Source organism: Pseudomonas sp. G3-19 (assembly GCF_054855875.1).
Genome location: NZ_JBMPIQ010000003.1, coordinates 5,914,452 through 5,938,082 on the forward strand (window position 1 = coordinate 5,914,452; position 23,631 = coordinate 5,938,082).

At 58.4% G+C, this 23,631-nt stretch carries 20 protein-coding genes; 13 read left to right on the forward strand and 7 right to left on the reverse strand.

The features are described from left to right. The first annotated feature begins 274 nt into the window (after positions 1-274). Positions 275-880: a helix-turn-helix transcriptional regulator gene (locus ACOYXI_RS26955; protein WP_461675490.1), complete on the forward strand. Its 606-nt coding sequence runs from the start codon at positions 275-277 to the stop codon at positions 878-880. Continuing rightward, a complete protein-coding gene (locus ACOYXI_RS26960; protein WP_139054133.1) occupies positions 864-1,739 on the forward strand; it encodes a queuosine precursor transporter in 876 nt (291 codons plus the stop codon). The genes ACOYXI_RS26955 and ACOYXI_RS26960 overlap by 17 nt, the downstream gene beginning before the upstream one ends. Before the next feature lie 62 nt (positions 1,740-1,801). Here the strand turns inward: ACOYXI_RS26960 and queC are convergent, their stop codons facing one another. Beyond that, complete coding sequence (gene queC / locus ACOYXI_RS26965) at positions 1,802-2,500, reverse strand: 7-cyano-7-deazaguanine synthase QueC (RefSeq protein ID WP_098967794.1); 699 nt, start codon at positions 2,498-2,500, stop codon at positions 1,802-1,804. 146 nt (positions 2,501-2,646) lie between these two features. Here queC and arfB point away from each other — a divergent pair, with 146 nt between their 5' ends. Both arfB and ACOYXI_RS26975 read left to right on the forward strand, forming a co-directional pair. After that, positions 2,647-3,060 (forward strand): alternative ribosome rescue aminoacyl-tRNA hydrolase ArfB, encoded by a 414-nt coding sequence (gene arfB / locus ACOYXI_RS26970; RefSeq protein ID WP_134785721.1) that lies wholly within the window; start codon positions 2,647-2,649, stop codon positions 3,058-3,060. A 200-nt stretch (positions 3,061-3,260) separates the two neighbouring features. Then, on the forward strand, positions 3,261-4,553 hold the full coding sequence (locus tag ACOYXI_RS26975; RefSeq protein ID WP_461675491.1) for a hypothetical protein: 1,293 nt from the start codon (positions 3,261-3,263) through the stop codon (positions 4,551-4,553). 62 nt (positions 4,554-4,615) lie between these two features. Here the strand turns inward: ACOYXI_RS26975 and ACOYXI_RS26980 are convergent, their stop codons facing one another. The 6 genes from ACOYXI_RS26980 to phhA all read right to left on the reverse strand — a co-directional run bounded on the left by ACOYXI_RS26980 (position 4,616) and on the right by phhA (position 9,092). Further along, positions 4,616-5,815, reverse strand: a complete 1,200-nt coding sequence (locus ACOYXI_RS26980) for an MFS transporter (protein WP_461675492.1) — start codon at positions 5,813-5,815, stop codon at positions 4,616-4,618. A 104-nt stretch (positions 5,816-5,919) separates the two neighbouring features. Beyond that, a complete protein-coding gene (locus tag ACOYXI_RS26985; RefSeq protein WP_003222790.1) occupies positions 5,920-6,102 on the reverse strand; it encodes a hypothetical protein in 183 nt (60 codons plus the stop codon). Positions 6,103-6,172: 70 nt separating this feature from the next. Beyond that, positions 6,173-6,304: a hypothetical protein gene (locus tag ACOYXI_RS26990; protein WP_256214475.1), complete on the reverse strand. Its 132-nt coding sequence runs from the start codon at positions 6,302-6,304 to the stop codon at positions 6,173-6,175. Positions 6,305-6,632: 328 nt separating this feature from the next. Beyond that, positions 6,633-7,826: an amino acid aminotransferase gene (locus ACOYXI_RS26995; RefSeq protein ID WP_096796289.1), complete on the reverse strand. Its 1,194-nt coding sequence runs from the start codon at positions 7,824-7,826 to the stop codon at positions 6,633-6,635. Then, positions 7,826-8,182, reverse strand: a complete 357-nt coding sequence (locus ACOYXI_RS27000) for a 4a-hydroxytetrahydrobiopterin dehydratase (protein WP_003222798.1) — start codon at positions 8,180-8,182, stop codon at positions 7,826-7,828. Before ACOYXI_RS27000 ends, ACOYXI_RS26995 begins: the two co-directional genes overlap by 1 nt. Before the next feature lie 118 nt (positions 8,183-8,300). Beyond that, positions 8,301-9,092 (reverse strand): phenylalanine 4-monooxygenase, encoded by a 792-nt coding sequence (phhA, locus tag ACOYXI_RS27005; protein ID WP_007965510.1) that lies wholly within the window; start codon positions 9,090-9,092, stop codon positions 8,301-8,303. A gap of 395 nt (positions 9,093-9,487) precedes the next feature. On the opposite strand from phhA, the gene ACOYXI_RS27010 reads away from it, so the two are divergent. From ACOYXI_RS27010 to ACOYXI_RS27050, 9 genes are all read left to right on the forward strand, one after another. Further along, positions 9,488-11,050 carry a sigma-54-dependent transcriptional regulator gene (locus ACOYXI_RS27010; RefSeq protein WP_096796287.1) on the forward strand — a complete coding sequence of 521 codons (1,563 nt, stop codon included), beginning with the start codon at positions 9,488-9,490 and terminating at the stop codon, positions 11,048-11,050. Between the two features lie 374 nt (positions 11,051-11,424). Then, positions 11,425-12,165, forward strand: coding sequence for a flagellar basal body rod protein FlgF (locus tag ACOYXI_RS27015; RefSeq protein WP_007965507.1), 741 nt, complete (start codon positions 11,425-11,427; stop codon positions 12,163-12,165). Positions 12,166-12,210: 45 nt separating this feature from the next. Next, positions 12,211-12,996, forward strand: coding sequence for a flagellar basal-body rod protein FlgG (gene flgG, locus ACOYXI_RS27020; RefSeq protein ID WP_003222804.1), 786 nt, complete (start codon positions 12,211-12,213; stop codon positions 12,994-12,996). Positions 12,997-13,048: 52 nt separating this feature from the next. After that, positions 13,049-13,744 (forward strand): flagellar basal body L-ring protein FlgH, encoded by a 696-nt coding sequence (flgH, locus tag ACOYXI_RS27025; RefSeq protein WP_027613958.1) that lies wholly within the window; start codon positions 13,049-13,051, stop codon positions 13,742-13,744. 27 nt (positions 13,745-13,771) lie between these two features. Beyond that, positions 13,772-14,860, forward strand: a complete 1,089-nt coding sequence (locus ACOYXI_RS27030; protein WP_161794916.1) for a flagellar basal body P-ring protein FlgI — start codon at positions 13,772-13,774, stop codon at positions 14,858-14,860. An 11-nt stretch (positions 14,861-14,871) separates the two neighbouring features. Beyond that, on the forward strand, positions 14,872-16,158 hold the full coding sequence (gene flgJ / locus ACOYXI_RS27035; protein WP_098967804.1) for a flagellar assembly peptidoglycan hydrolase FlgJ: 1,287 nt from the start codon (positions 14,872-14,874) through the stop codon (positions 16,156-16,158). A 21-nt stretch (positions 16,159-16,179) separates the two neighbouring features. Continuing rightward, positions 16,180-18,225, forward strand: coding sequence for a flagellar hook-associated protein FlgK (flgK, locus tag ACOYXI_RS27040; RefSeq protein WP_139054128.1), 2,046 nt, complete (start codon positions 16,180-16,182; stop codon positions 18,223-18,225). Between the two features lie 13 nt (positions 18,226-18,238). Further along, entirely contained in the window at positions 18,239-19,810 is a 1,572-nt protein-coding gene (locus ACOYXI_RS27045; RefSeq protein ID WP_103368129.1) for a flagellar hook-associated protein 3, read from the forward strand. A 109-nt stretch (positions 19,811-19,919) separates the two neighbouring features. Continuing rightward, on the forward strand, positions 19,920-23,513 hold the full coding sequence (locus tag ACOYXI_RS27050) for a glycosyltransferase (protein WP_134785726.1): 3,594 nt from the start codon (positions 19,920-19,922) through the stop codon (positions 23,511-23,513). Positions 23,514-23,631 lie beyond the last annotated feature (118 nt).

Genomic DNA, 23,631 nt, shown 5'->3' on the forward strand with positions numbered 1-23,631 from the left:
TGTAAAACTGCAGGCGGGAAGGATCGCTATTCACGAGATTCTGCTGGCCGATAAGCAGAACTGACGGGTCAGTACAGAATTCGAATTGTTCTTTCTGGTTCACACCAGCGGTGTTGTTGACACTATGTTTATGCCGAAATCAGGGAGGGGGAATGCTATGATCTGCCGCGGCTCTAATACCCGTATAACTATTTCCTAGTGGGCCTGTTGAGTCCCTGAATGATGATTCGAGGGGTATTTTCAAATTGCCTTTATAAAAGACGGTAAGCATTCCATGCACAGAAGAGAACGGTCGGAGAATCTGAAGAACAATATCAAGTACCTGATAAAGAGTCGTGGGGAAACGCAGCTGTCGTTATGTAATTCCAGTGGACTGACCCGAACCACGATCTACAACATTCTTGAAGGGAAAGTGGTCAACGTACAGCAGTCCACGGTGCGCAAGATTTCCGACTTTTTCGGAGTGTCCTACGAAGAGATAGAGACGATCTCGTTTGAAGAAAAGGAAATCATCGACAGCAGCATCTCGCCGCAGGGCAACATGAACCCGGCGGCAGTGCCTGTCATCAAGGAAAGTCTGCTTCTAAAGAATCTGGATAAGCGAATCGGCGAGTTGGCGACGATTTTTCCACTGACTTACTATTTTGGAACGTCTTTCAATTTGATAGGCGTCCTGCTGGAAAATGAAGTCAGTGGCATGAATGAACCGGGCGACCTGCTGATCGTGCAGAAGGGCGCGGCAAGTATCGACAAGGAAAAACTGGTGTATGACAAGGTTGGTAAAAAGTTATTCATAACAACTGAGGTTGATCTTGCGCTGGAGAGTGTTTGTGTTGTCGGGGATATAATCGAGGAACGATTTAATGGATTGCAGCGTTGAAAGGGAAAACACCAAATATAAGCTGTTGGGGTTCGAAAACGGAAAAAGCCTGGCGGTGATCATGGTCATTGCGACAGGCAAGATAATTAAAATAAAGCTGAGTGAAGTGTTGAATAGTGAGATTATGGATAATCTGAACAAGATAGAAGTAAAGAATCTGTACAAGAAATTCTACTCCCAGGGAGGGTCGCTTACCGCTTATGAAATAAATGATCGCCACGAGAGTTCCTGGATGATTTATATCATTCTGAACCTGATGCTGTTCACGCTTTATATTTTTACCAGCATTGCGGCGACCAAGCCTATCTATCTGGAATATTTTGATATTGTCGTAACGCCGGGTACTTTCCTGTATCCGCTGACGTTTTTGATCGTCGACTTGCTGAATGAAACCTTCGGCCTCCGGTTGGCGCGCAAGGCGATACTCTTCGCGTTCATCAGTAATGCGGCCATTATCATTTTGCTGGCCATGACTACGTACCTTCCCGGGCTACCCGGGTGGAAACTCGACGGGCCTTACAATGATGTGATCAGTCAGTTGTCGTCGGTGCTGATAGCTTCGTCTGTATCGTTTCTGGTGTCGGAAAATATAAACTCTTATCTGTTGTGCAAAATCAAAGAACTGACCAACTCCCGATTTCTCTTCTTGCGGGTGTTTCTGAGTACTTTGTTTGCGGTGATAATCGACAGTTTTCTTTTCTGCTACATCGCCTTTTACGGGACGATGGAGAACAGCGCGATACTCAGCATGATTTACGTCCAGATCGCGATAAAGGTCGGTTTTGCGTTCTTCAATATCATGCCGGCATACGGTGCCAGGTCATTGTTCAAGAGGTATCTGACGGGTAGTCAGGCTTGATGGATTAAATAATGCGCTCACTCGACATTTTCGAGTGAGCGCATTTTTATATGCTCGGTGCTTTATTGCAGATTCAGCTTCGTTTTCAAGCTGTTCATCACCTCATCCTTGTTTTCCAGAAACTCATTGAGGCCTTTTGCGCGAAGATTGCAAGCGTCGCAATTTGCACATCCGCTACCGGTTATGCCGTTGTAGCAGGTCAGTGTCTGGTGGCGAACCAAATCAAGCTGATGGTAATGATCGGCCAATGCCCAGGTTTCCGCCTTGTTCAGCCACATCAGCGGAGTATCAAGTTTCAATGGGTAATCCATGCCCAGCTCAAGGGCTTTGTTCAGTGCCTTGACGAACTCGTCCCGGCAATCCGGATAGCCCGAGAAGTCCGTTTCGCAAACCCCGGTGATGACCGTTCTGGCTTGTACCTGATAGGCGTAAATAGAGGCGAGGGTCAAAAACAGGATGTTTCTTCCCGGTACAAAGGTGCTCGGCAGACTTTCGCCAGAACTATTAACCGTCGGAACCGGGATGTTGTCGCGAGTCAGGCTGCTGATGGCCAGCTCATTCAGCAAAGATACATCCATCACTTTATGCACGGTCACGCCGAGCTGTTTGGCCAGTTGCTGCGCGACTTCGATTTCCGCGCGATGACGCTGACCATAGTCAAACGTGATGCAATGAATTTCGTCATAGTGGCTCAGTGCATGGATCAAACAGGTCGTCGAGTCCTGTCCGCCACTAAAAACGATAACTGCTTTATTGCTCATGCTTATGCTTCCTGCATTGAACTGGTAAATTTTCGCTGGGGATCATAACAAGAAACGATTGATGCAAGAAGTTGCGCATGGCCGCAGGAGACCTGCTTTGTGGCTAATCGCGGTATCCTGCACGCTCTGAATTCGGACTTTTTTCCATGCTGGAGATTTCCAACAACGTGCATTTGCCGGATGCCGAGATCGAACTGACGTACATCCGCGCGCAAGGCGCCGGTGGGCAGAACGTCAACAAGGTCTCCAGCGCCGTGCACCTGCGCTTCGACATTCCGGCCTCGTCCTTGCCCGAGTTCTACAAGGAACGGCTGCTGGCGCTGCGTGACAGTCGCATCACCAGCGATGGCGTGCTGATCATCAAGGCTCAGCAGTACCGCACGCAGGAAGCCAACCGGACCGATGCGCTGGAGCGCCTGACCGAGTTGATCCTCAGCGCCACCAAGGTTGAAAAGAAACGCCGCCCGACCAAACCAACCCTCGGCTCGAAGAAGCGCCGGCTCGAATCCAAGACCAAGCGCGGCAGCATCAAGGCTGGGCGCGGCAAGGTGGATTTTTAAGAATTGGCGTCTTGAAATTGTTCCATTTCAGCAGGCGCGAGCAATGTATCCATTACGCGCCACTCAATTTAAATCAATTTCCGGATATCGAACGACTCTCTTATTACTAATTGGTCTACCTGACTGTCATATCTGACAGGTGTGCCGGATTCCTGTTACACGTTTACTGAGCTTTCTTTTTATTGATTGAGCAAAAGCAAATGAGTAACTTAAATGTTGTGCGTGGTACTCCTGATACTGATTTTGGTGTGCGCGGTGAGGTCGTTTTATATGGAAAAGAACATCAGAGACTTCAATCTCGGGTCGTCACTCTTCTCTCAGAACCGAACAGGATTCTTTGCGCAGCAACTGACGAGGAGCGGCAAGAGATTTACCTGTGCATGCTTGATGAGGAAGGAGGTATCGACGAGAGTTTCGGAAAAGCGGGTAGTGTTTTTTTCAAACTCTCGGAGTTTTTTCCTGGGTGGGATTTGCCGCAGCCCTATAGCGTGAAGTTTGATAGTGTTCATGGCAAGTATGTGATGGGGTTCTTCGCTCGTAAAGACGGCTTTAATCGTGCTACCGGTCTGGCTCGATTCGATTTGAATGGAGGACTTGATGAAGGGTTTGGTAGCAAAGGAGTCATGTTGTGGAGTCCAGATCTGAAAGATGTTGTTCCTTCAAGTTCAGATGTTCCAAAGGTGAAGCAGCCTCTGACGGATAAAGGCCGCGACTACCACGGAACTTTGGAATTATTGGACGATGGCGGCGTTTTGCTTCTGACCACGCTTGATGACAGAGGACTTTTCGATAGAGCGTTCCTGGTCAAGTTAACAAATAACGGTAGTTTGGACGAAACGTTCGGTTATGGCGGGTACCGATTGGTTTACCGAGGACCATCTGTCTTAGTCATAGGACAGGATATGTTTCGCCAAGGGAATGGTTATGTTGTCGCCGCTTCAGACGGTCTACGTGATAAACGTTGGTTTGTTGGCCGGTATGATGCCCGTGGTAATCTTGACTCCAGTTTTGGGGCAGGAGGTTATTATGATGGAGTACCTTCGGTTAAAAATGTGATTCTGAAACGTGACGATAAGTTTTATATTGTAGGTACTTCGGATAATGGAGTTCCGCAGTATCTGTATCTCCAGCTTCAACGTCGCGGGCTCAAAGGCGAGGAAGATCCACTTTTTGGCAAACAAGGGTGGGGAGGATTTATCACTGATGATTTCAGCGATATCTATATGACGAAAGCAGCACTCTATAATTTGAAATCAACCGTTGTGGTAGCAGGTTATGCTTATTTGCGTGTTGGGTCGGATAGTCAGGCATTTATTGCCAGTCTTGAACAAGACATGGGTTGGGACGAGGGGTTTGGTGTTGCTGGAAAGGTTGTATTTCCAAAAGACCAGATTATTCACGATCTCGCTGTTCAGGAAGATCGAAAAATTGTGTTTGTATCCAGTAAAAATAGAGAAAACGGTAGCTTCGCCATTTTCCGTTTGCATGGTTAGCTTATAAAAACCGCGGTTGTGCATTGGCCATTCGGAACCAATGAATGGCCAATATTGGACGATCAATGAAAGTGGTGTTTTGGTTTAATGCGGTACAAATACACACTCAGGATCAGGCCGCTCAGTGAGGCAATGGCGGCAAACAGAAAGATCGAAGCAAAGCCGAAACCGGCCGCAATTGCCCCCGCCAATGGTCCGGTGATCCCCAGCGACAAATCGATGAACAACGAATACGCGCCGACCGCCGCACCACGGCTGGAGGCTGGCACCAGATTCACCGCTTCCACGCCCAGCGCCGGGAACACCAGCGAGAAGCCGAAGCCGCTCAACGCCGCCCCGGCCAGCGCCCAATGTGCATCCGGCGCCAGCCACAGCAGCAACAGGCCGAGGGTTTCCACCGAGAGGCAGGCGATCGCTACGCGGAAGCCGCCGAGGCGGTTGATCAGGTTGCCGAACAGCAGTCGCGCGCCGATGAAGCTGGCGCCGAACAGGCTCAGGCACAGCACCGCGTTGTCCCAGTGCCGGGTGGCGTAATACAGGGTGATGAAGGTGGCGATGGTGCCGAAACCAATCGAGCCCAGCGCCAGGCCGCAGCCGTGGGGGAACACGCGACCGAGCACATGCATGAATGGCAGGCGCTCACCGGCGACAATCGGCGCCGCGGTTTTCGGCCAGGCCAGCAGCAGGCCCAGCGCTGCCAGCAGAATGATGCTGACGCCCATGCTCCACAATCCCAGCTGGCCGACCAGCCAGACCCCGAACGGCGCGCCGACCGCGAGCGCGCCGTAACTGGCGATGCCGTTCCAAGAGATGACTTTGGCGGTGTTCGCCGCGCCAACGCGGCCGATGCCCCAGCCGATCGAACCGGAGCCCACCAGACTTTCCGCGCTGCCCAGCACCAGACGGCCGATCAACAGGCTGATCAGGCTGAACATCGGCAAGTTGGGTGTCCACGCCGAAATCAGCATAAACACACCACTCAAGCCGCATCCGGCCAGACCGATCATCACCGCGCGCTTGCTGCCCTGGTTGTCGATGATCTTGCCGGCGTACGGGCGGCTGAGCAGGGTGGCGAGGTATTGCACGCTGATCACCAGCCCCGCGATCACCGCGCCAAAGCCCAGATCGCTGTGGACGTAACCCGGCAGCACGGCGAGCGGAATGCCGATGTTCAGGTAGCCGATGAAGGTGAAGAGGACGATGGACACGACTTGCAGCGTGACCGCCAGGGGGCGCTGGGGTTGTGGCATAGAGGGCGACATGAGAAACGATCCACGGCAAAGCAGGATTAGATAGGCTGCTTATGATACCGGCACGGACGAGTCAGGGGCGGGGAAAAGTAAAACTATTTGCCGGGAGGGTGGAATCACGGTTTGGCCGGGGCGACCAGTTGCGTGGTGACGAGGGCGGCGAGGGCGTTTTCTTCGCTGCCGAAACGGGCGAGCAGGGCGGCCTGTTTTTCCGGGGAGAGACGGTTCCAGATCTCGATCATTTTCTCGGTGGCGCCGATCAGGACGGCAGCTTGGCTTTCAGAGAATTCGTCGGTCATGGCGGGCTCGGTTTCAGGCAGTGTGGAAAGCGCATCTTAGCGCTTTCCACACGGTCTGTACGGCGGGTTTTTACTCTTCGCTGTCGGCCTGGCGGCTCTCAACGGCTTCTTTCGGCTCGGGCTGCTGGGCGCCGGCTTGTTGCGTGGTCGTCTGCTCAGGTACGTGCAGGCTTGGGAAGGGGAGATTAGGAATCTCGTGCATGGTTGCGCTCCTCGCTAAGTCTGTTGATAGATCTGGTAGATCCGCGCTTCTTGAAAGCCTGCGCAGGATACAGCAGGAAAAATGACAATCAGACTTTTAATTGAAAATAATGCGACAGATGGCCGCAGGGGAGGGCGTATTCCAAGTGTGGGTGTGAATGAACCTGTGGCGAGGGGATTTATCCCCGATCGGCTGCGAAGCAGTCGTAAAACAATTGCACGCGCCATGTCAGACATTTCGCGATTGCAGTGTTGGGGCCGCTTCGCTGCCCATCGGGGATAAATCCCCTCACCACAGGGCTCACTCCTACAAGGGGGGGGGGGCGGGGTTATTTGCAGGCGTTGGCGATGGCCTCGGCCAGCAATGCCAGGCGGGTGGCGTCGATCCCGGCGACGTTGGCCCGACCCGAGCTGACCATGTACACGCTGTGCTGCTCACGCAGTTGCTTGACCTGCTCCGGCGACAGCCCGGTGTAGGAGAACATTCCGCGTTGCACGCCAATGTGCGCAAAGCGCTCGCGCAGACCGTGTGGTTCCAGTGCTTCGACCAGACCGCTGCGCAATTGGGCGATGCGCAAGCGCATGGCTTCCACTTCATCGGCCCAGCGCGCTTTCAGCTCCGGGTCGGCGAGGATGGTCGCGACCACTGCGGCACCGTGATCCGGTGGGGTTGACCACAGGTTGCGGGCGATGTTGGCCAGTTGGCTGCGGATGTCGATCAGCTTGTCGGCGGTTTTCGCGCAGACAATCAGCGCGCCGGTACGGTCGCGGTACAGGCCGAAGTTCTTCGAGCAGGAGCTGGTGATCAGCAGCTCAGGCACCTCGGCGGCGAACAGTCGGGTCGACCACGCGTCCTGTTCCAGTCCGTCGCCAAAGCCCTGGTAGGCAAAGTCGATCAGCGGCAGCAGGTCACGGCGGCGCACCACGTCGAGCACACGCTGCCAGTCGTCATGGTTCAGGTCGAAACCGGTCGGGTTGTGGCAGCAGGCATGCAGCAGCACCACGTCGCCTTGCGGCACTTCGTTGAGTGCGGCGAGCATCGCATCGACGTCGAGGCGGTTGTCGCTGCCCACGTAGGGGTAGTGACTGACCTTGACCCCGGCCGCAGCAAAGATAGTTTCGTGGATCGGCCAGGTCGGGTTGCTCAGCCACACGCCCTTGCCCGGCAGACACTGGGCGATGAAGTCGGCTGCCAGACGCAGCGCGCCGGTGCCGCCCGGAGTCTGGGTGGCGCCGGCGCGCTGTTCGGCGATCAGCTTCGAGTCGGCGCCAAGCACCAGTTCATTGATGACTTTGCCGAACAATGGGTTGCCGTGACCGCCGATGTAGGTCTTGGTGTCCTGGCTTTCGACCAGTCGCGCCTCGGCGATTTTCACCGCTTCGGGGATCGGCGTCAGGCCCTGGGCATCCTTGTAGACGCCAACGCCGAGGTCGAATTTGCGCGGGTTAGTGTCCTGCGCATAGGCCTCCATCAAACCGAGGATCGGGTCGCCGGGTACCCGGCCGATGGCGTCAAAGTGCATTACTTGCGTCCTTCTGCGGTCTTGGCCACTTCGTCAGTGCGCGCGGCCATGATGAAGTCGTTGCGGTGCAGGCCCTTGATCGAGTGGCTCCACCAGGTCACGGTGACTTTGCCCCACTCGGTCAGCAGGCCCGGGTGGTGACCTTCGGCCTCGGAGATCTCGCCGACGGCGTTGGTGAACGCCAGCGCATGCTTGAAGTTCTTGAACAGGAAAACTTTCTCCAGTTGCATGATGCTGTCGCGTACTTCGATGTTCCAGTCAGGGATCTGCTTGATCAGGATCGGCAGTTCTTCGTCGCTGACTTGTGGCGCATCGGCGCGGCAGGCTTCGCAGTGGGCTTGGTTCAAAGTGGACATGTTGTGATTCCTGAAATCGAGTGTGTTTTTTTTATAGAAGCTATCGGCCCGTCAATGCCGTCACGCTAAACCAAAGTGACGGCGACTGACAGACTCAATTCTCAGCAAAAGTCGCGGATCACGCGGCTTTCGGTTTTGGCGGAAACTTCGGTGCGTGCAAACCCAGCTGCATGCCTTGGCGAACCATGGCCATGATGTCTTCATGGGCGACATCGAACAGGCGCTTGAGGTTCGGCAGGACAAAGTACAGCGGCTGCAGAATGTCGATGCGATACGGTGTGCGCATGGCTTCCAGCGGATCGAAGGCCTGATGCTCGGGCTCGTCCGACAGCGAGTAAACGGTTTCCTTCGGCGAGGACAGGATGCCGCCGCCGTAGATGCGTTTGCCTTGTGGGGTGTCGACCAGGCCGAACTCGATGGTCATCCAGTACAGGCGCGCCAGGTACACGCGCTCTTCCTTCGTGGCCTGCAGGCCGAGTTTGCCGTAGGTGTGGGTGAATTCGGCGAACCATGGGTTGGTCAGCAGCGGGCAGTGGCCGAAAATCTCGTGGAAAATGTCCGGCTCTTGTAGGTAGTCCAGTTCTTCGCGGGTACGAATGAACGTGGCCACCGGAAACTGTTTGCTGGCGAGCAATTCGAAGAAGGTCTGGAAGGGGATCAGTGCCGGGACGCGGGCCACCTGCCAACCGGTGGTCTCACCGAGCACCTTGTTTATCTCGCCCAGTTGCGGAATGCGGTCGTGGGGCAGACCGAGTTTTTCGATACCGTCCAGGTACTCCTGGCACGCCCGACCCTCGATCACTTTCAACTGGCGGGTGATCAGCGTGTTCCACACCGCATGCTCTTCGGCGGGGTAGTCGATAAAACCTTGCGCATCGGGCTCGCGGGCCACGTATTGCGTCTGCTTCATACTGCTCTCCTGCTAGGGGAATTCGTTCTTGTTATGTCCAGCGATGGACTGAGAATTACCCGAGAGTGCGGTGGCGTGCAGCAGGTTGAGTGCGTTCCTAGTAGGAACAATCGCCGTATTTCGTAAATAAATCGTTACGCTTTGACTGATATCACGCATTTGCGGTGATTTGCAGGTTTGAAAAGGGCTGTGGCTGTCACATAATCTTGACAACTATCTGCGTGCCTCGACAGAAAAGTCAGGCAAAACCGCAGCGCAAATCTCTTGTGGGAGCGGGCTTGCTCGCGAAAGCGGTGTGTCAGCTGAATGAATGGCGACTGACACACCGTCTTCGCGAGCAAGCCCGCTCCCACAGGGATTGTGTTCAACCCCTCATCCTTGTCGGGCCTCCTTTTATGCGTATCAAAGTCCACTGCCAAAACCGCATCGGCATCCTGCGCGACATCCTCAACCTGCTGGTGGAGTACGGGATCAACGTTGCACGCGGCGAGGTCGGCGGCGAGCACGGCAATGCGATCTACCTGCACTGCCCGAATCTGATCAACATCCAGTTTCAGGCGCTGCGACCGAAGTTTGAGGCGATTGCCGGGGTGTTCGGCGTCAAACGCGTCGGGCTGATGCCCAGCGAGCGTCGGCACATGGAGTTGAACGCGTTGCTTGGCGCGCTGGAATTCCCGGTGCTGTCGATCGACATGGGCGGCTCGATCGTTGCGGCCAACCGCGCGGCGGCGCAGTTGCTCGGAGTGCGCGTGGATGAAGTGCCGGGGATTCCGCTGTCGCGCTATGCCGAGGATTTCGATTTGCCGGAACTGGTGCGCGCCAACAAGTCGCGAATCAACGGCATGCGCGTCAAGGTCAAGGGCGACATCTTTCTCGCCGACATCGCGCCGCTGCAATCGGAGCACGACGATAGCGAAGCCATGGCCGGTGCGGTACTGACCTTGCACCGCGCCGACCGCGTCGGTGAGCGCATCTATAACGTGCGCAAACAGGAATTGCGTGGCTTCGACAGTATCTTCCAGAGTTCGAAAGTGATGGCCGCTGTCGTGCGTGAAGCGCGGCGCATGGCGCCGCTGGATGCGCCGCTATTGATCGAAGGCGAAACCGGCACCGGCAAAGAATTGCTGGCCCGTGCCTGTCACCTCGCCAGTCCGCGTGGGCAGTCGCCGCTGATGGCGCTCAACTGTGCAGGGCTGCCAGAGTCGATGGCCGAGACCGAACTGTTCGGCTACGGCCCCGGTGCCTTTGAGGGCGCGCGCGCCGAAGGCAAGCTCGGCCTGCTGGAACTGACGGCGGGCGGTACGCTGTTCCTCGATGGCGTCGGTGAAATGAGCCCGCGCTTGCAAGTGAAGTTGCTGCGCTTTCTGCAGGACGGCTGTTTCCGCCGGGTCGGCAGTGATGAAGAGGTGTATCTGGATGTGCGGGTGATCTGCGCCACTCAGGTCGACTTGTCCGAGTTGTGCGCGCGCGGCGAGTTTCGTCAGGATCTGTATCACCGCTTGAACGTGTTGTCGCTGCACATCCCGCCGCTGCGCGAATGCCTCGACGGTTTGACCCCGCTGGTCGAGCACTTCCTCGATCAGGCCAGCCGCCAGATCGGGTGTTCGCTGCCGAAACTGGCGCCGGCAGCAATGGATCGCCTCAGTCATTACCACTGGCCGGGCAACGTGCGGCAGCTGGAGAACGTGCTGTTTCAGGCGGTTTCGCTGTGCGAGGGCGGCACGGTCAAGGTCGAACACATTCGCCTGCCGGATTACGGCGTGCGTCAGCCGCTTGGCGATTTCTCGCTGGAGGGTGGGTTGGACGAGATCGTCGGGCGTTTTGAGAAAGCCGTACTGGAGCGGCTGTACTCCGAACACCCGAGCAGTCGGCAACTGGGTAAGCGGTTGGGGGTTTCGCATACCACCATCGCTAATAAGCTCCGCCAATACGAAGTTGGTAAAGACCCCGAGAGTTAACAGCAACACTGTGGTGAAAAGAGCTTTTGTGGTGAGGGGATTCATCCCCGAAGGGTGGCGAAGCCGCCCCAAACCAGCGAATGCGGTTCATCTGTTACACCACAATGTATGGATTGGGGGGCTGCTGCGCAGCCCATCGGGGATAAATCCCCTCACCACAGGTTCTTTTTCCATCTGCAACAATCGGGATTGCCGCCCAGCGGCATAACACCGCCGGTTTTTCGACTTCGATACATTTCCAATTTCCCCGCAAAACCCCGCAAGTCCTTTGTTTACCGGGCCGCAAGCCGCCAGAAAAAAGTTGGTCTGCAAATTGCTTATGGCTCAGCAGTACAGCGGTGGGCGGCAAACGTCCGGCATGCAGAGGAAAGAGTGTGGACAAGTACCTTTATGTGGCAATGACCGGCGCCAGTCAGAACGCACTGGCGCAAAAGGCCCATGCCAACAACCTGGCGAACATCTCCACCAATGGTTTTCAGCGCGACCTGGAGCAGGCGCGTTCGATGCCGGTGTTCGGTGACAGCTTTCCGGCGCGTGCGTTTGCCATGAGCGAACGGCCCGCCACCGACTTCACCGCCGGTTCGCTGGTGCAGACCGGGCGTGACCTCGACGTCGCCGTGACCGGCAACGGTTTTATTGCCGTGCAGAACCCCAACGGTGGCGAAAGCTACGTGCGCACCGGCAGCCTGAACATCGACGCCCTCGGCGTATTGCGCGCCGGCAACGGCATGCCGGTACTCGGCAATGGCGGTCCGATCGCCGTGCCGCCGGAGCAGCAGGTCGAAGTCGGTGAAGATGGCACCATCAGTATTCGTGCGATGGGCGAAGGCCCGCGCGTCATGGCGGAAGTCGACCGGATCAAACTGGTCAACCCGGACATCAAGAACCTCAACAAAGGCCTCGACGGCTCGATCTACACCAAGGACGGCCAGCCGGCGCCGGCCGATGCCAACGTCAAACTGGTGTCGGGTTTCCTTGAGTCGAGCAACGTCAACGCCGTGGAAGAAATGACCTCGGTGCTGGCCCTGGCCAAGCAGTTCGAGTTGCACGTCAAGATGATGAACACCGCCAAAGACGACGACCAGGCCATGGCTCGGGTCTTGCAGATCAGCTAATTATCAGAACGTCGCGCCGTAAAACAGGCGCACGAGGAGAATCGAATGCTTCCGGCTCTATGGGTTGCCAAAACCGGTCTGTCCGCCCAGGACACCAACCTGACCACCATTTCCAACAACCTGGCGAACGTCTCGACCACGGGTTTCAAACGTGACCGTGCCGAGTTCCAGGACCTGCTGTATCAGATCAAGCGTCAGCCAGGCGCCCAGTCGACCCAGGACAGCGAACTGCCGTCGGGTCTGCAACTGGGTACCGGTGTGCGCATCGTCGGCACGCAGAAAAACTTCACCGCCGGCAGCCTGCAAACCACCGAGCAGCCGCTGGACATGGCCATCGACGGTCGCGGTTTCTTCCAGATCCTGCAGCCGGACGGCACCACGTCCTATACCCGTGACGGTACTTTCCACCTCGACTCCAACGGCCAGATCGTCAACGCCAGCGGTTTCGCCCTGGAGCCGGCCATCGTCATCCCGAACAACGCGCAGAGCTTCACCGTCGGCACCGACGGCACCGTGTCGATCACAGTGCCAGGCAACCCGGCCGCTCAGGTGATCGGCAACCTGCAAACCGCCGACTTCATCAATCCGGCCGGTCTGCAAGCAGTGGGCAACAACCTGTTCCTGGAAACCGCTGCTTCCGGCGCGCCGCAAATCGGCACCCCGGGCCTGAACGGTTTCGGTACCACGCTGCAGAACACCCTGGAAGGTTCCAACGTCAGCACCGTTGAGGAGATGGTCAACATGATCACCACTCAGCGCGCTTACGAGATGAACTCCAAGGTGATTTCCACCGCCGACCAGATGCTCTCGTTCGTAACGCAGAATCTGTAATCAAGTCTATGGGGCGGCCATGAGGTCGCCAGCAACACCGTGAGGTAGGGTCATGAAACGCTTCGTATCTGTTCTGGCATTGGGTGGGGTCGTCTCGCTCGCGGGCTGCGTCGCACCGACGCCCAAGCCCAATGACCCTTATTACGCTCCGGTGTTGCCACGCACGCCATTGCCGTCTGCGGCCAACAACGGCTCGATCTATCAGGCCGGCTTCGAGCAGAACCTGTACAGCGACCGCAAGGCATTCCGGGTCGGTGACATCATCACCATCACCCTGAACGAGAAGACTCAGGCCAGCAAAAACGCCAACTCGCAAGTGGCCAAGAACAGCAAGACCGGCATCGGCCTGACTTCGCTGTTCGGCGGCAGTGGCACCACCAACAACCCGTTGGGTGGCAATGACCTGAGCCTCGACGTCGGCTACAGCGGCGACCGCGCGACCAAGGGCGACAGCAAGGCGGCGCAGGGCAACACCCTGACCGGTTCGATCACCGTGACCGTGGCCGACGTGTTGCCCAACGGCATCATCGCCGTGCGCGGCGAGAAGTGGATGACCCTCAACACCGGCGACGAGTTGGTGCGGATCGCAGGTCTGGTGCGTGCCGATGACATCGCCACCGACAACACCGTGTCGTCGACCCGTGTCGCCGATGCGCGCATCACCTACTCGGGCACCGGTTCGTTTGCCGATGCGAGTCAGCCAGGCTGGTTCGACCGTTTCTTCCTCAGCCCGCTGTTCCCTTTCTAGGTGGCGACTTTGAATTTCAAGAGCCTCATGCTGGCTGCGGCCCTGTTGTCCGCAGCCTTTGGTGCCCACGCCGAGCGGCTGAAAGATATCGCCAGCATTTCCGGCGTGCGTTCCAACCAGTTGATCGGTTACGGCCTGGTGGTCGGGCTTAACGGCACCGGTGACCAGACGACGCAGACCCCGTTCACCCTGCAGACCTTCAACAACATGCTGTCGCAGTTCGGCATCAAGGTGCCGCCGGGATCGGGCAACGTGCAGTTGAAAAACGTCGCAGCGGTGTCGGTCAGTGCCGATCTGCCGGCGTTCGCCAAACCGGGTCAGCAGGTCGACATTACCGTTTCTTCGATCGGTAACTCCAAGAGCCTGCGCGGCGGCACCCTGTTGCTGACCCCGCTCAAGGGTATCGACGGCAACGTCTACGCCATCGCTCAGGGCAACCTGGTGGTCGGTGGTTTCGATGCCGAAGGGCGTGACGGTTCGAAGATCACCGTCAACGTTCCGTCGGCCGGTCGTATCCCCGGTGGTGCTTCGGTGGAGCGTTCGGTACCGAGCGGTTTCAACCAGGGCAACAGCCTGACGCTGAACCTCAACCGCTCCGACTTCACCACGGCCAAGCGCATCGTCGACAAGATCAACGACATGCTCGGCCCTGGCGTGGCGCAAGCCATCGACGGCGGCTCGATTCGTGTGACCGCGCCGCTCGATCCGAGCCAGCGCGTCGACTACCTGTCGATCCTCGAAAACCTTGAAGTCGATCCGGGTCAGGCGGTGGCGAAAGTCATCATCAACTCGCGCACCGGCACCATCGTCATCGGCCAGAACGTGAAAGTTTCGCCGGCCGCCGTGACTCATGGCAGCCTGACCGTGACCATCACCGAAGACCCGATCGTCAGTCAGCCGGGTCCGTTGTCCAATGGGCAGACGGCCGTCGTGCCACGTTCGCGGGTCAATGCTCAGCAGGAAGCCAAGCCGATGTTCAAGTTCGGCCCGGGCACCACCCTCGACGAGATCGTGCGGGCGGTGAACCAGGTTGGCGCGGCACCGGGTGACCTGATGGCCATTCTCGAAGCACTGAAGCAGGCCGGCGCGTTGCAAGCCGACCTGATCGTGATCTGAGGACGGCGATCATGGATATGCGCAAAGGCAGTCTGGTGGGCACTGGCGATTCGGGTTCGTACTCCGACCTCAATCGTCTGAACCAGCTCAAGGTCGGCGACAAAAACAGCGATGCGAACATGCGCAAAGTGGCGCAGGAATTCGAATCGCTGTTCCTTGGCGAAATGCTCAAGTCGATGCGTTCGGCCACTGAGGCATTGGGTAAAGACAACCCGATGAACACCCCGGCGGCCAAGCAATATCAGGAAATGTACGACCAGCAACTGGCGGTGTCGCTGTCCCGCGAGGGCGGCGGTATCGGGCTGGCCGACGTGCTGATGAAGCAGATGTCGAGGAATAAACCGCTGGCACCGGGTGAGGCTGCGGCCGCGTCCGCTGCCAAGCAGGAAGCGGCGAAAGCCGCTGCGGTGCAGACCCCGATTGCCGCCGGCACCACCGCCACCAATGGGCCGTTATCGCGGCTTAATGGCGAGCGTCCGTTGTGGGCCTCGCGTTCCGGGCGTGTGGCTACTACCGAAGCCTCGCACAGCAATGACATGGCAATGATCAACAAGCGTCGCCTGGCATTGCCGCCGAAGCTGGCCGATCGTTTGCTCGCCGGTCTGGTGCCGTCCGCCACGCCGACCGCCACCAATGCCTTGCCACAACGTGCCGTGACCACGGCCGCCACCGGCGCCGGCCCGCTGTACAACGGCGACTGGCTGAGCCGTGCCGAAGACGCCAAGGCGTCCGGCGGGCAGATGCAGATTTACGGTCGGGCGATGGCGCAGATTCCGCTGGCGCCGGCCAAGCGCGCCTTCAGCTCCGCCGACGAATTCGTCAACACCATGCTGCCGATGGCCAAAGAAGCCGCCGCGCGTATTGGCGTCGATCCGCGTTATCTGGTGGCGCAAGCCGCACTGGAAACCGGCTGGGGCAAATCGGTCATGCGTGCCCAGGATGGCAGCAGCAGTCACAACCTGTTCGGCATCAAGGCCAGCAGCAACTGGACCGGCGATTCGGCCCGGGCAATCACCAGCGAGTTCCGCAACGGGCAGATGGTCAAGGAGACGGCGCAGTTCCGTTCCTATGCCTCGTACAAGGACAGTTTCCACGATCTGGTGACTTTGCTGCAGACCAATAATCGCTATCAAGATGTGGTGAAGTCGGCCGATAACCCAGAACAGTTTGTACGCGAGTTGCAAAAGGCCGGTTACGCGACCGACCCGAACTACGCGACGAAGATTTCGCAGATAGCCAAGCAGATGAACAGTTTCGAAAACTACGCTGCGGCCGGCGTTTCAACGACGCCTCTATAAACACACGGTAAGGTTTGAATCATGAGTTTGCTCAATATCGGGATGTCGGGGTTGTCCGCGAGTTCTTCCTCTCTCGCGACCACAGGTAACAACATTGCCAACGTCGACACCGCCGGTTATTCACGCCAGCAAACCGTGCAGAGCACCAAGTCCTCGCAGCAGTTCGGCAACGTCTTCATCGGTACGGGGACGACCCTGGCCGATGTGCGCCGGGTCTACAACTCTTACCTCGAAAACCAGCTGCATACCGCCACCTCGCTCAATAGCGAAGCGGCTGCGTACGGTGCCCAGGCCACTGCGCTGGATGCCTCGATGTCCGATACCAACACCGGCCTGACCGGTGTGCTGCAGAAGTTCTTTACTTCGATGCAGGGCGTGGCGACCTCGGCCACTGATGACACCTCCCGTCAGTCGGTGCTGACCGGTGCGCAGGCCCTGACCAGCCGTTTCAATGCGCTGGCCAAACAGCTGAACGATCAGAACACCACGATCAATGGCAACCTGGGCGACATGACGTCCCAGGTCAACAAGCTGGCGACTTCGATTGCCAACCTGAACCAGAAGATCGGCGAGATTTCCACCAGCGGCGGCCAGCCGAACGATCTGCTCGACAGCCGTAACGAAGCGGTGCGCCAGCTCTCCGAGCTGACCGGTGCACAGGTCGTCGAGCGTGGCACCAGTTTTGACGTGTACATCGGCACCGGCCAGCCGCTGGTGATCGGCAACACCACCAACACCCTGAGCACCGTGCCGAGCAAGGACGATCCGACGCGCATGGCGATTCAGCTGGACCGCGGCTCAAGCGTGATCGATATCACGTCGGCCATGAGCGGTGGCGAAATCGGTGGCCTGCTGACCTATCGCAAAGAAGTGCTCGACCCTTCGCTCAATGAGTTGGGGCGTGTCGCGCTGGTGGTGGCCGATCAGGTCAACAGCCAACAAGCCCAGGGTATCGACAAGAACGGTGACTTCGGCGCCGCGATCTTCAACAACATCAACAGTGCCGCGCTGGTCAGCCAGCGCAGCATTGCGCAGTCGACCAATAGCGCCGGCTCGGGCAACCTCGATGTCACCATCAAGGACACCGGCAAGCTGACCACCAGCGATTACCAGGTGACCTTCACCAGCGCCACCAACTATTCGGTCAAGCGCTCCGATGGCACCGACATGGGCTCGTTCAGCACCACGACCACGCCACCGCCGGTGATCGACGGCTTCACCCTGGCCCTCAACGGCGGCGCCCTGAGCGCTGGCGACACCTTCAAGGTGACACCGACCCGTAACGCGGCAAGCACTATTCAGACGGTACTGACCGATCCGAAGAAAATCGCTGCGGCAGCACCGCTGACCGGCGTGGCCAGTGCCAACAACTCCGGTACCTACACCCAGCCGACGCTGACCGATTCGTTCAACATCTACAACCCGGCGTCGCAGACCGAGTTGCAGAATGCGCTCAAATATTCGACGCCGGTCAAATTGGTGTTTGGTGCGGTCGCCAGCGGCAGCCAGTCGTACAACATGGTTGACGCCAAGGGCAACACCATCGGTTCGGGTACCATCGTGCCGGGGCAGGCCAACACCTTGAACCTCAAGGTCGGCATGGTCGACTCCACCGGTGCTCCGGTGATGGACACCACGGTCACGCCGAACGTGCAGAAGACCTTCACCGTACAGACCACCGTGGGCGCGACGCCGAAGTCCGGCGAAACCTTCACCATCAACCTGACCGGCGCGGCGTCTTCGGATAACCGCAACGCACAGACACTGGTTGGCCTGCAGACCAAGCAGACCGTGGACACCGGCAGCGGCAGCAAGGGCATCAGCCTGACCGACGCCTACAACAAACTGGTGACCAACGTCGGTACCAAGGCTGCACAGAGCAAGTCCGACAATGACGCCACCTCGGTGATCCTCGATCAGGCCAAGGGCGCGCGTGATTCGCTGTCCCAGGTCAACCTCGATGAAGAGACCGGCAACCTGGTCAAGTATCAGCAGTACTACACAGCGTCTTCGCAGATCATCAAAGCTGCGCAGGAAACTTTCGCCACGCTGATCAACAGTCTTTAAGGAGTCGTAATTCATGCGCATTTCCACCGCCCAGTATTACGCGACGCAAGCTGCTCAATATCAGCGCAACTACAGCAAGACGGTCGCGACCGCCAACGAAGCGAGCAGCCTGCAGCGCATCAACACCGCTGCCGACGATCCGATCGGCGCCGGTCGCCTGCTCAAGCTGGGTCAGCAAAGTGCGATGCTCGACCAGTATCAGGGCAACATCGACACCACCAAGAGCTCGCTGACCGTGCAGGAGTCGACGTTGAACTCCATCACCACGGCTCTGCAGCGCGCCAAGGAAATCGGCCTGGCCGCCAACAACGGTATCGCCACCGACGACAACCGCAAGGCGTACGCGGCGGAACTGAGCCAGATCCAGCAACAAGTGCTGGGCCTGATGAACTCCAAGGATGCCAACGGCAACTACCTGTTCTCCGGTTCCAAGACCGATACCGCGCCGTACTCGCAAAACGTCGACGGCACCTACACCTATAACGGTGACCAGACCCAGATCAACCTGGGCATTGGCGACGGTATGTCGGTCGCGACCAATACCACCGGTTGGGACGCCTTCCAGCAGACCATCAACACCAGTCGCACCCAGACCACCATGACCGCTCCGGCGGTGGATGACGGTCGTGTGGTGCTGTCCAACGGTACGGTCGGCACCGCAGCGACCTACAACGCCAAGTTCACGGCGGGCCAGCCATACACCGTGGATTTCATCAGCAGCACGCAGTTGAAAATCACCGATGCCCTGGGCAACGACGTGACGTCCGAGGCCAGCCAGAACGGCCTGATCAGCAACAGCAATGGTGCCAACCAGACCGTCAGCTTCCGTGGCGTCGACATGAAGTTGAACATCAACCTCAAGGCCGGCGACACCAACCCGGATGCGGTCATCGCCGGTCACAGCTTCCAGCTGTCGGCCACGCCTGATTCGTTCACTACCGCGCGCAGCCCGGGCAACCCGTCGACGGCGGTCATCACCGGCTCCAGCGTGACCAACCAGGCGGCGTACAGCGCGGCCTTCCCGTCGGGCGGCGGCGCGGTGCTGAAGTTCACCAGCGCCACCGATTTCGACCTGTACGCGGCCCCTGTGACCGCTGACAGCAAACCGGTGTCGTCGGGCACCATGGTCGGCAGCAACGCCACGGCCGCCGGTGTGACCTTCGCCATTGGCGGTACGCCGGGTGCGGGCGATCAGTTCTCGATTCAGTCCAACAACCACCAGACCCAGAACGTGCTCGACACCCTGGGGCAGATGGTCACGGCGCTGAACATGCCGGTCGATGGTGATCCGGTAGCCAAGCAGAAATTCCAGGGGGCCATGGAGTCGGCGCTGGGCAACATCGACAGCGCCTCCAACCAGATTGGCGCTGCGGTGACCTCGATCGGTGCGCGCGGTCAGTCGCTGGATGACCAGGACACCACCAACCAGAGCCTGATCCAGGCCAACACCACGACCCAGGGTTCGATCCGTGATTCGGATCCGGCCGAGGTGATGACCCGCCTGACGTTGCAGCAGACCATGCTGCAAGCCTCGCAACTGGCGTTCAGCAAGATCAGTCAGTTGGGTCTGTTCAACAAGATCTGACATTGGACGGGCGCGCAGGCGCCCGTTTGTCTCGTCCTTCAGTTAATGTTTTTTTGCGGTTTCATGGGCTCGCTTTACCGAGCGGGCTCGTACCGCCTGTGAGCCCGCCGTGAATCCACTTCCTCTCGTCAGTCTGGTCATTCCCGCCTTCAATCCGCGCTTCTTCGAGCGGACCTTGAACAGTGCGGTGAGCCAGACTTATGGCCAACTCGAAATCATCGTTTGCGACGACAGCCGCGGCAGCGAGATTGAAGCCATCGTTGCGGCGGTAGTCGAGCAGTCCGGCGTCGCCGTGCGTTACGTGCGCAATCCGCGCACCCTGGGCATGGTCGGCAATCTCAAGGCCTGCCTGGAACAGGCGCAGGGCCAATTGGTCAAATTTCTGTGCGACGACGACCATCTCTATGCCGCCTGTGTTGAACAGCAAGCGCAGGAAATGGTGCGTGAGGAAGTCCGGCTGGTGCTGGCTCAGCGTCTGTTCTGGGACGCTGACGACATCATTCTTCCGGCACGTCTGGAAAACACTTCGCTGTCTCCGCTCAGTGGCTTGTTCAAGGGCGACGACCTGCTGGGCATCTTTGAAAAGTTTCCGGTCAATGTGCTGGGTGGGTTCACCAATGCGCTGTTTCGCCGGGAAGATCTTGTCGAGTTGCTGCCGGCGTTGACCCAGGAAGGCCACTGCTTTGTGGCAACCCTGGATTTCGCGCTGTTCGTCTGTCTGATGCGGCGCGGCAATGTGGCGGTGTCCAACAATGTGCTGAGTGCCGAGCGACTGTACCCGGAGCGCCTGTGCGCCCAGCAGGCGATGAAAGATGCGGTTGAAGTCGAGCGCGAGTGGATTCTGCAAATGCTCAAGGCGCGCAGCGGCGAATCTGCGCCTGCGCCGGGTTGGGTTCGCTACATCCCGCTGACCAAGGCTGATGAGACACCCCGGGTCTGGGAAGAGCTGCCTCTGAGCCGCACCCTGGGTACCAAACAAAGTCGCCAGGAGTGGTGTGTCGGCATCGACAGCTGGAGTTTTGCCGAGCTTTATGCGCAATGGCTGGAGTGCCGGGTGCTCACCGAGGGGCAGCGCAAGTTGCTGCCGGAGACCCTGGCTGGCTGGTCGCATCAGCCGCGCATCGTCCCGATCGTCATCGATCGCGACGGCAGTCGCGAGGGTGTCGAGCGCACGCTGGAGGCGCTTGCCGCACAGGATTATCTGCCGGAGTTGATTCTGGTGCTGTCCGCTGCCTGTTCCGAGGCCGAGCTCGATGGTCGGGTGTTCCGCATGCCGTTGCAGGACGACGGACTGGAGCAGATCAATGCATTGTTACCGCAACTGGAAGGGGCCGACTGGTTCTACCTGTTGCAGGCCGGCGATCGTCCGGTGGTGCCGGCGTTGTTGATCATGGCCGAGCGCATCGCCCATTCTCCGGCGCTGACGTGTCTGTACAGCGATGAAGGCAGCCTGCGCAACGGCGAATCGGCAGAGCCTGCGTTCAAACCGGATTTCAACCTCGACCTGCTGCGCAGTTACCCGTACGTCGGGCGCGCGCTGGCGTTCAAGCGCGAACGCTTTCTGGCGCTGGGCGGATTCGCGGCGACGTTCGCCGAACTGGCCCCCCACGACGTGCTGTGGCGCATGGTCGAGAGTGATGGTACGCAGGTGGTCGGGCATGTCGCCGAAGTTCTGGTGCAATCGCCCTTCGATCTGTCCGCCTGGCTCGCCGCTCCGGCGGTCATCGAGCAGAATCCGCGTGTACTCGAGGCCCATCTGCAGCGCTTGGGGATTGCCCACGAAATCCGCCGTGGCAGTTCCGGGTTGCTCAATCGTGTCGACTATCGCCATGCCCGGCGTCCGCTGGTGTCGATCATTATTGTGACCAAGGACCAGACGGCTGCCTTGCAGCGCTGCGTCGAGACGCTGTTGGAGAAGACCGCTTACTCCGAGTACGAGTTGTTGCTGGTCGACAATGGCAGTGAAAGCCACGAGGCGCGGGCCTGGCTGGACGGTATGGCGCAACTGGGCGGCGAGCGGATTCGTGTCCTGAACTACCCGCAGCAGGGCAACGCAGCGGCGCTGCATAATTTTGCGGTAGGGCAGGCGCGTGGTGAATACGTGCTGCTGCTCAATTCGTTTGCGGTAATCACCCAGGCCGACTGGCTCGACGAACTGCTCAATCATGCACAGCGTCCGGAAGTCGGCGTGGTCGGCGCCAAGCTGTTCAATCCTGATGGGTGCGTGCTGCACGCGGGTCTGATTCTTGGTCTGCAAGGTGCAGTGGGTTTGCCGTTCTATGGTCAGTCGTTACAGTCGGATGGTTACATGTTCCGGCTGCAAGCGGTCCATGACCTGAGTGCCGTCGGTGGCGATTGCCTGATGGTGCGCAAGGCGGTTTACGAGTCTGTCGCCGGTCTCGATGAGCAAGCGCTGAAACAGGCGCTGAATGTCGTGGATCTGTGCCTGCGGATCGGTCAGGAAGGATACCTGGTGGTGTGGACCCCTTATGCCTTGCTGGCACTGGGCGCACGCCCCAGTGTTCAGGCGACGGCAGAAGAGGAGCAATTGCAGCTTCAGGAGCAGGAAACCTTCTACCAGCGCTGGTTGCCGCGCATTGCCCGTGATCCGGCCTTCAACGTCAATTTGTCGTTGCAGGGTGTCGGTGCGACGAGCTTCAGCCTGGAACCGGGCCTGCGTACCGGCTGGAGTGCATTTTCCCGGGCGCAGTTGCCGAACGTGCTTGCCGTGCCGATCAACGCCTCGGCCATCGGTCACTACCGCATGAGCCAGCCGCTGATCGAACTGGAAGCGGCCAACCGCGCTGAAGGGCGGATTTGCTATGGACTGCCGTCGATCATTGATATCGAGCGTCAGTCCCCGGACGTGATTGTGCTGCAGGGGCGTTATTCGCAGGGGGCCATTGATGAGATTCCGCCACTGAAGAAATTCAGTCATGCCCGGCGCATCTTTGAGCTTGATGACTATGTGATCGACGTTCCTCATCGCAATGCGCATATTCGCAACATGCCCAATAAACAGGAAATGGAGCGGATGGTGCGCAGTGCGATCAGCCTGTGTGATCGGGTGGTTGTATCGACCCAGCCACTGGCCAATGCGTTGTCGGACATGCACCACGACATTCGCGTCGTCCCCAACATGCTCGCACGCAACTTGTGGACTGACTTGCGCAGCCAGCGCCGCACTTCGAAAAAACCACGGGTCGGCTGGGGCGGTGGGACCAGTCACCACGGCGACCTGGCGGTGATCGCCGATGTTGTGCGTGAGCTGGCCAACGAAGTCGACTGGGTGTTCTTCGGCATGTGTCCGGATGATCTGCGTCCGTACATGCATGAATTCCACGGGGTAATTCCGTTGGAAGTGTACCCGGCCAAACTGGCAAGCCTGAATCTCGATCTGGCGCTGGCGCCACTGGAATTCCACATCTTCAACGACTGCAAGAGCAACCTGCGTCTGCTGGAGTACGGCGCCTGCGGTTACCCGGTGATCTGCACCGATACCGAGGCCTATCGCGGCTACCTGCCGTGCACCCGGGTCAAGACCAACAGCACCGATGAATGGCTGCAGGCGATCCGCATGCACCTGGCCGACCCGGATGCCAGCTACCGCATGGGGGATCAGTTGCGTGAGGTGGTGTTGCGTGACTACGTGTTGCGTGGCGACAACTTGCGTTACTGGGAGAATGGCTGGCTGGCGGATTGATCGAATCGCGTACGGACCTCTGAGAAACAGGCGACTTTCGAGTCGCCTGTTTTTTTTTGCGTGGCGAAAAGTTTTGTATCAAGCCCGATACTTTTTTTGGCGGCGGGCTCAAGCATCG